The organism is Kitasatospora sp. NPDC059812, from assembly GCF_042732075.1.
Taxonomy (GTDB): Bacteria; Actinomycetota; Actinomycetes; order Streptomycetales; family Streptomycetaceae; genus Kitasatospora.
The window spans coordinates 16,702-24,671 of the sequence record NZ_JBHWIO010000117.1; the positions used below are offsets into that span (position 1 = coordinate 16,702).

Here is a 7,970-nt window from a genome sequence, read left to right on the forward strand (position 1 = left end):
GACGGGGGCAAGTGACCCGATTAGCAGAACTATTGCTGCCCGCTGCCCCCCGACCCGCGGCGGCCGCCCCGCGCGCGCGCCGCCCGCCCCGCCCCCCCCCGCGACGGCGTTCGGCTACCGGCCGACCTCGCGGAGGCGGAAGTCCTCGACCGTCTCCCGGCGGATCAGCAGGCGGGCCCGGCCGTCCTTGACGGCGGCCACCGCCGGGCGGCCGACCAGGTTGTAGCCGGAGGCCATCGACAGCTGGTACGCCCCGGCCGCCGGGACGGCCAGCAGGTCCCCCGCGCGCAGGTCGGCGGGCAGGACGGCGTCGCGGACCAGGACGTCGCCGGCCTCGCAGTGCCGGCCGACCACGTCCACCCGGGCCGCGCCCGCCTCCGAGCGGCGGCCCACCAGGCGGACGCTGTACGGCGATCCGTACAGCGCCGGGCGCGGGTTGTCGCTCATCCCGCCGTCCACGGCGGCGAAGCAGTGGCCGTCCGCGGTGTGCTTCACCGACAGCACCCGGTACACGGCGACGGCGGCCGGGCCGGCCAGCGCACGGCCGGGCTCGACGATCAGCCGCGGCACCTCCAGGCCCGCCTCGGCGCAGCGCACCGCCAGCCGGTCGGTCACCCGGACGGCGAAGTCGGCGACGTCGAACTCGGCGTCCCCCGGCAGGTAGCGGATGCCGTGGCCGCCGCCGAGGTCCAGTTCGGGCAGTTCCACGCCGTGCTGCTTCCGGATCTCCGCGAGCAGCCGCACCAGCGCGTCCACCGCCTGGAGGTAGGGCTCGACCTCGGTGATCTGCGAGCCCAGGTGGCAGTGCAGGCCGGCCAGTTCGAGCCCGGGCTGGTCGAGCACCCGGGCGATCGCGTCGGCCGCGTCGCCGCCCTCGATCGGGAAGCCGAACTTCTGCCCGCCCACCCCCGTTTGAACCGCCGTGTGGTGCCCGGCGGCGATCCCCGGGACGACCCGGACGAGTACCCGCTGCGGGGTGTCGGCGGCCACCAGGGCGGCGAGCCGGGCGATCTCCGCCGGGCCGTCGATCACGATCCGCCCGACCCGCAGCCGCCGTGCCAGCCGCAGTTCCTCCGGGGACTTGGCGTTGCCGTGCAGCAGGATCCGCTGCGCCGGGAAGCCTGCCGAGGCGGCCAGCCACAGCTCGCCGGAGGAGCAGACGTCCAGGCCCAGGCCCTCCTCGGCCACCCAGTCGGCCATCGCGCTGCACAGGAACGCCTTGGCGGCGTACAGCACCTCGGCGTGCGGCAGCGCCCGCCGGTAGGCCCGGGCGCGGTTGCGCACCTCGGCCTCGTCCAGGACGTACAGCGGGGTGCCGAAGCGCTCGGCCGCCTCCGCCAGCCCCACCCCGCCGACCAGCACGTCGCCGCCGGGGCCGGGCCGCGCCGAGGCCGGCCAGGGGCCGCCGAGCGCGTCGACGGCCGGGGCGTCGGGGCGGGCGGTGGAGGTGCCGGTGGAGGGGGCGGGGACGGTGGAGGGGACGGACGGGGCGGTCAGCTGCGTCATGGCGGTACTCCTACGGGGCGGGGCGGGGTTGCGGCACGCGGTGGGCGGGGTCAGTCCTCGAACTGCATCGCGATCCGGCAGTGCGCCGGGCGGCCGCGGTCGTGGCCGACCGTGGTCGCGGGCGCCGGTTCGGGCGGCTCGGGGCTGTCCTGAAGCTCATGCCGCTCCTGTCGGTCCTGCCGGACACCGGCGGGCACCAGGCGGACCAGGCGGCGCGGCGACTGGTCGACGGCGGTGGCGATCGTGCTGCTCACGGGAGGCTCCTCGGGCTCGGGCGGGCGGGCCGCTGTGTGCGGCCCTCGGTTCCAGTGGATGCCCACCGGACGCCGATCGCACCGGGCCTTGACGCGTGGCCTACGCTCCGCCGGGCGTCCTTGACGCCTTCCTGACATCCGCCGCCACGACCGTCACCCGTACGGCCGCACGCTCCTTCGAACGTCCATGCGGGCCACCGAACGCCCACCCGGTCCGGATGTCAGGGAGCCGTCAAGGACGGCCGCCCACACGCCAAGCCCGCGTCAAGAGGCGCGTGGCGGGCGCGGATCCGGTGGTGGGCTGGCCGCCGTCCCCGCCGCCACCGAGCCCGCCGCCCCGTTGCCCCGCAGCCCGGGGCGGCCCGGAAGGTCTTCCGAGACGATGCGCCGTTCGGCCCTCACTCCCCCGGACACCACCACGCCCCGAACCGACTGGTTCCGCCGCCCGGAGGGCGTCCGCGAGCAACCCCCGCACGACCGACCGGACGACCGGCCGCACCAACCGCAGCACCACCCGAGCCACCGGCCGACCGGCCCGGACGGCGGCCGCCGCCGGCTCATCACCCGCCGCCAGCTCACCGAGGCCCTGCCGGCCGCCGTCCGCAAGCTCCACCCGCGCACCATGATGCGCAACCCGGTGATGCTCGTGGTGGAGACCGGCTCCGCGCTCACCACGCTCAGCGCGGTGATCCACCCGAGCGTGTTCGCCTGGGTGATCGGCTTCTGGCTCTGGCTGACCGTGCTGTTCGCCAACCTCGCCGAGGCCGTCGCCGAGAGCCGGGGCAAGGCGCAGGCCGAGTCGCTGCGCCGCACCCAGGCCGGGACGACCGCCCGGCGGCTGCTGCACTGGCGGGTCGGCACCCGCGACCACCGCCACGAGGTGATCCCCGCCGAGCAGTTGATGCTGCACGACGTGGTGCTGGTGCCGGCCGGCGAGGTCGTGCCGCAGGACGGCGAGGTGGTCGAGGGGGTCGCCTCCGTCGACGAGTCGGCGATCACCGGGGAGTCCGCGCCGGTGATCCGCGAGTCCGGCGGCGACCGCACCGGCGTCACCGGCGGCACCAGGGTGCTCTCCGACCACCTGGTCGTCCGGGTCACCTCCCGGCCCGGGCAGAGCTTCGTCGACCGCATGATCGCCCTGGTGGAGGGCGCCAACCGGCAGAAGACCCCGAACGAGATCGCGCTCAACATCCTGCTCGCCTCGCTCACCATCGTCTTCCTGCTCTCGGTGGTCTCGCTCCAGCCGATGGCGATCTACGCGCACGCGCCGCAGACCACCGTGGTGCTGGTCGCCCTGATGGTCGCGCTCATCCCGACCACCATCGGCGCGCTGCTGTCCGCGATCGGCATCGCCGGGATGGACCGGCTGGTCCAGCGCAACGTCGTCGCCCTGTCCGGTCGGGCCGTCGAGGCCGCCGGGGACGTCGACGTGCTGCTGCTCGACAAGACCGGCACCATCACCCACGGCAACCGCCGGGCCGTCGCACTGCACCCGCTGCCCGGCGCGAGCACCGAACAGCTCGCCGAGGCCGCCCAGTTGGCCTCCGTCGCGGACGAGACCCCGGAGGGGCGCTCACTCGTCGAACTGACGAACCGTCAGTACTGGGTGCCGCCCCGCGCCCCCGGCGAACTCGGCGAGCAGCGGCCCGTCCCGTTCACCGCGCACAGCCGGATGAGCGGCGTCGACCTGACCTGGCCCGACGGGACGAACTGCCTGATCCGCAAGGGCGCCGCCGGCGCCGTCGCCCGCTGGGTGGTGGAGTCCGGCGGGCGGATGCCGATGGAGGCCAAGCCGCTGGTGGACCGGATCGCCGAGGCCGGCGGCACCCCGCTGCTGGTCGCCGTCCACGACCGGCACGGCGCCCGCGCGCTGGGCGTGGTCGAACTCAAGGACGTGGTGAAGGAGGGCATCGCCGAGCGCTTCGCCGAGCTGCGCAGGATGGGCATCCGCACCGTCATGGTCACCGGCGACAACCCGCTCACCGCCCGCGCCATCGCCGCCGAGGCCGGGGTGGACGACTTCCTCGCCGAGGCCACCCCCGAGGACAAGCTCGCCCACCTGCGCCGCGAGCAGGCCGCCGGGAACATGGTCGCGATGACCGGCGACGGCACCAACGACGCCCCCGCCCTCGCCCAGGCCGACGTCGGGGTCGCGATGAACTCCGGCACCCCGGCCGCCAAGGAGGCCGGCAACATGGTCGACCTCGACTCCAACCCGGCGAAGCTGATCGACATCATCCGGGTCGGCAAGCAACTCCTCATCACCCGTGGCGCGTTGACCACCTTCTCGATCACCAACGACGTGGCCAAGTTCTTCGCGATCATCCCCGCGATGTTCGCGAACGCCTACCCCGGGCTGCACCACCTCAACATCATGGAACTGCACAGTCCGACCTCGGCGATCGCCTCCGCGATCATCTTCAACGCGCTGATCATCGTCGCGCTGATCCCGCTGGCCCTGCGCGGCGTCCGCTACCAGCCCGCCTCCGCCACCGACCTGCTCCGCCGCAACCTGCGGGTGTACGGGCTGGGCGGGCTGATCCTGCCGTTCCTCGGCATCAAGGCGATCGACCTGCTGATCCAGTTCGTGCCGGGCCTCGGCTGAGGCGCACGGCGCACCGCGCGCCGCACGCCGGAGCTGTCAGAAGGACGTCAAGAAGTGTGCGACCGGCGTCATGGAGCCATCAGCGGCGGTACGGACGGCCCGGTTCCGGGGTTCACTGGAATCATCCGAACCAAGGAGTACGGAACCGGGAACACCCGACCGGAGAAACGGAGGCGAACGGCCATGACCGGGACCACCCGAGTGATCGTCGGCCTGAGCGGATCACTGAGCAGTCTGGCCGCCCTCTACCACGCCGTCGGCGAGGCGGCCCGCAGCGAGGCCGTGCTGGTGCCGGTGGCCGCATGGAACGCGGGCGAACGCGACGGCCTGCGCCCGCTGTCCGAACTGGAGCACGCCGCCCGGCGGCGGCTGGACATCGCCTTCGAGCAGGCCTACGGCGGCTACCCGGCCGGCCTGGTCATCCACCCGCTGGTGGTCAAGGCCGAGCCCGGGCCGGCCCTGGTCGGCGCCGTCACCGGGCCGGAGGACCTGCTGGTCCTCGGCGCCGCCACCCGCCGCCGGTTCGACCGGCTGCGGCACGGCTCGGTGGCCCGGCACTGCCGCCACCGCGCGGGCTGCCGGGTGGTCGAGGTGTCGCCCTCCGCGCTGCTGACCCGACTCGAACTCCCCGCCCGCACCGGGGCACCGCTCCCGCTGCTCGGGCGTGCCTAGTCCCGTCCCGCGGATCTCGCCGGACAGGCCCTGACAGCAACTCCCCCGAACCCGCCCGCCGGCTCGACGCGTCACCTCACCCACGCCGAGCCGGCGGGCGCCATCGTGCCCGGGCGCGCCGGACCAGGGCCCCTGGTCAAGGCCCGACCCGGCGACGCCCCCAACTGCACCACCGCGTCCGCGTGTTCACGCACCAGCGACAGGTCGTGGCCGATGAGTGCCAGCGCCACCCCGCGCTCGGCGCGCAGCCGGCCCAGCAGGGTCATGATGCCCGCGGCCGTGTCGGTGTCCAGCCCGGAGGTCACCTCGTCGCACAGCAGGACGTCCGGTTCGGCCGCCAACGCCCGGGCGATGGCGACGCGTTGACGCTGGCCGTCGGACAGCTCGTGCGGGTGCCGGGCGGCCAGGTCGGCGGGGAGGCCGACGGCGGCCAGCAGTTCGGCGACCCGGCCGGGGCACTGCTCGTGCGGGGTGGTGTGGTGCAGCCGCAGCGGCCGGGTGAGGGTGGCGCCGACGGTCCGGGCCGGGTTGAGCGCGCCGAGCGGGTTCTGCGGGACGAGTTGGACGCGGCGGCGCTGCTCGCGGGTGCGGGCGTGGTGCGAGCCGGCCAGCGGGGCGCCGTCCAGGGTGAGGGTGCCGCCGGTGGGCGGGTGGAGCCCGGCGAGGACCCGGGCGAGGGTGGTCTTGCCCGCGCCGGAGGGGCCGACGATGCCGGTGCAGCTGCCGGGCGCGAGGTGCAGGTCGACCCCGGTGAGGATCCGGCGCCGCCCGCGCCCGTACCCGACGTGGGCTTCGACGCCGAGCGCGGCCAGCCCGACGGCGGTGCGCGCCGCGACCGGTCCGGACGTGCGGCTCGCCCCGGCCCGGACGGCGCCGGCCCGGATGGCGCCGCCGCCCGCCCCGGGCCGGGCCGGGGTGAGGACGAGCACCTCGTCGGCGCAGCGGGCGACGAAGGCGGCGTCGTGGCTGGCGAGCGCGACGGCGATGCCGTGCCGGCGGGCGAGTTCGCGCAGCAGGTCGGCGATCTCGTCCCGCAGCGCGGGGTCGAGGCCGGCGCCGGGTTCGTCGAGGAGCAGCAGGTCGGGGCGGCGGGCGAGGGCCCGGGCGAGGGCGACGCGACGCTGCCGGCCGCCGGAGAGGGCGCCGAGGAGGGCGAGCCGGTGGCGGCGCAACCGGCGCAGTGGTTCGGGGGCGAGGGCGAGGACGTCCTGGCCGAGGACGGTGACCAGCCCGGTGGCCCGGGCGCCCGGGGGCAGGGCGCCGGCGAGGGCGTGCAGCAGGGTGGTCTTGCCCGCGCCGGAGGGGCCGGTGACGGCGTGCACGCGCCCGGGGTGCAGGTCGAGGCTGACCGGGGCGAGCAGCGGGGTGCCGTCCGCGAGGGCGATGGCGAGCCGGTCGACCCGGGCGGTCGGGTTCTCGGTCACAGTCATTCCGCGCGTCCTCCCCCCGAACCGAAATCACTTAGGTTTGCCTACCCTGAAGTTGAGCCCCCAGACAACCCTCCTGCCACACAATGGCTCAGGAGTGACCACCCCGCCGACGTTCTCGGCCGCCGTCCGGCCGTCGGCACCAGGGGGCCGCCGGCGCGCGGCCGGCGTCACTGCGGGTCGTGCAGATGGTCGCTCAGCCAGGTCAGCGACGGCGGGAGCAGCCTGGTCCAGGTGGTGAAGTTGTGCCCGCCGGTCTCCACGACGGCCTGGGCGACCACCAGCGGCGGGCGGGCGGCCGCGGCGAAGGCCACGGAGTCGGCGTAGCCGTGGCCGTCCTCCTTGCTGTCGGCGAGGAGGACGGCGAGGGCGGGCATCGGCAGGTGGGCGAGGCGCCAGTTCAGGTCGGCCTCGTCGCGCCGCTGCTGGCTGCCGCCGAAGAGGTCGCCGGTGGTCGCGTCCTCGGCGGCCTTGAAGTAGCCGGACAGCGAGACCGCCACCGGGAAGGTCTCCGGGTGGACCATGCCGAGTTTGACGGCGCAGTAGCCCCCGGTGGAGTCGCCGATCACGCCGAGGCTGCCGGTGCCGTCGAGCACCCGGTAGGAGGCGCGCAGGCCGGCCGGCACGTCGGTGGTGAAGTAGCTCTGGGCCTGCGGGCCGTTCGGGACGTCCTCGCACTCGCTGTCGCGCGGCATCGACGGCGAGGGGCGCACCAGCACCAGGACGGTCGGCTTCATCGCCCCCCGGCGCAGCAGGTCGAGTTCGTACGCCGGGTAGCGCAGCTTGGTGACCAGGTTGGCGGCGTCCCCCGGGAAGCCGGTCATCACCAGGGCGGCCGGGAAGTGCCGGGCCTCGGCGCCGGGCCGGAAGTACTGCGGCGGCAGGTAGACGTACCCGTCGGTGCTGAGCCCGGTGGTGGTGCCGGGCAGCCGGACCCGGTCGAGCCGCCCGATGGTGGCCGGGCTGCGGTCGACCCCGTCCGCGCCGGTGATCTCGGCGGTGCCGAGCACCTGCACCCCGGCGGGCACTTCGGCCGGGGTGCCGCTGGGGGTGCCGGTCGGAACGACGGACGGGCTTCCGGTCGGGCTTCCGGACGAGCCGCCCGCCTGGATGACGCCCGTCCCGCGGTCGCGTCCGAACAGGTCGGACCAGCTGCTGTAGAACACGAAGTCGTCGTTGACGGCGAGCCCGAGGGTGGCCAGCAGGGTGAACTGGGTGACGGCGATCGTGCCGAGCCGCAGGAACACCGCGGGCCAGCTGCGGACGGCCAGCCGGGGCCAGACCCAGAGCGTGCCGAGCACCGTGAACACGGCAAGCAGTGCCGCCAGCGCCAGCAGCTTGTGACTGGTGAGTCCCATCCGGCCTCCCTGGGCGCGTCCGACAGCGCGACCCAGGGTAGCCAGGTCGGGACCGAACGTCACTCCCGCCGTTCCTGCGCGACCAGGTCGGCGAGGTGGCGGAAAAAAAAAAACCACCCCCCCAAACGCACACACCACGCGTGTTGCC

Annotated in this window: 6 protein-coding genes; 2 read left to right on the forward strand and 4 right to left on the reverse strand. The window is 75.0% G+C overall.

What is annotated here, in order from left to right; translation table 11 throughout:
- Nucleotides 1-114: 114 nt before the first annotated feature.
- Both lysA and ACFV6D_RS35580 read right to left on the reverse strand, forming a co-directional pair.
- Complete coding sequence (gene lysA / locus ACFV6D_RS35575; protein ID WP_079135423.1) at nucleotides 115-1,506, reverse strand: diaminopimelate decarboxylase; 1,392 nt, start codon at nucleotides 1,504-1,506, stop codon at nucleotides 115-117.
- A 50-nt stretch (nucleotides 1,507-1,556) separates the two neighbouring features.
- A complete protein-coding gene (locus tag ACFV6D_RS35580; protein ID WP_363376633.1) occupies nucleotides 1,557-1,760 on the reverse strand; it encodes a hypothetical protein in 204 nt (67 codons plus the stop codon).
- Between the two features lie 382 nt (nucleotides 1,761-2,142).
- On the opposite strand from ACFV6D_RS35580, the gene kdpB reads away from it, so the two are divergent.
- A complete protein-coding gene (kdpB, locus tag ACFV6D_RS35585; RefSeq protein WP_380340510.1) occupies nucleotides 2,143-4,365 on the forward strand; it encodes a potassium-transporting ATPase subunit KdpB in 2,223 nt (740 codons plus the stop codon).
- A 183-nt stretch (nucleotides 4,366-4,548) separates the two neighbouring features.
- A complete protein-coding gene (locus tag ACFV6D_RS35590) occupies nucleotides 4,549-5,037 on the forward strand; it encodes a universal stress protein (RefSeq protein ID WP_063346559.1) in 489 nt (162 codons plus the stop codon).
- A gap of 71 nt (nucleotides 5,038-5,108) precedes the next feature.
- On the opposite strand, the gene ACFV6D_RS35595 is transcribed toward ACFV6D_RS35590, so the two are convergent.
- Together ACFV6D_RS35595 and ACFV6D_RS35600 are read right to left on the reverse strand one after the other, a co-directional pair.
- Complete coding sequence (locus ACFV6D_RS35595; protein WP_380562889.1) at nucleotides 5,109-6,467, reverse strand: ABC transporter ATP-binding protein; 1,359 nt, start codon at nucleotides 6,465-6,467, stop codon at nucleotides 5,109-5,111.
- A 167-nt stretch (nucleotides 6,468-6,634) separates the two neighbouring features.
- Nucleotides 6,635-7,822 (reverse strand): alpha/beta hydrolase, encoded by a 1,188-nt coding sequence (locus ACFV6D_RS35600; RefSeq protein WP_380562891.1) that lies wholly within the window; start codon nucleotides 7,820-7,822, stop codon nucleotides 6,635-6,637.
- Nucleotides 7,823-7,970 lie beyond the last annotated feature (148 nt).